This is a genomic window from Pseudogemmobacter sp. TB195 (genome assembly GCF_058313095.1).
Genome location: NZ_JBZEGG010000211.1, coordinates 254 through 531 on the forward strand (window position 1 = coordinate 254; position 278 = coordinate 531).

A 278-nucleotide genomic window follows, 5' to 3' on the forward strand; every position below is an offset into this window, starting at 1 on the left:
TCGCCCAGCTCACCGTGCCACTGTATGACGGCGGCCAGTATTACGCCCAGACCCGTCAGGCGAAGGAAAAGGCCAGCCAGGCCAATATCAGCGTCGACATTTTCCGCGATCAGGTGCGGGCCGCAGTGGTGTCGAGCTGGAGCATGCTTGAGGCGGCGCGATCGCAGATCGAGGCGTCGACCGCCCAGGTCAAGGCCAACGAAATTGCGCTCGCTGGCGTGCGTGAAGAGGCCAAGGTCGGCCAGCGCACCACCTACGATGTTCTGCGCGCCCAGCAG

At 64.4% G+C, this 278-nt stretch carries 1 protein-coding gene; it reads left to right on the forward strand.

Going from position 1 to position 278, the window contains the following annotated elements; all coding sequences use genetic code 11:
- On the forward strand, positions 1-278 hold a 278-nt coding region (locus AC4FS3_RS29410; protein ID WP_491023480.1), incomplete at both ends, for a TolC family protein.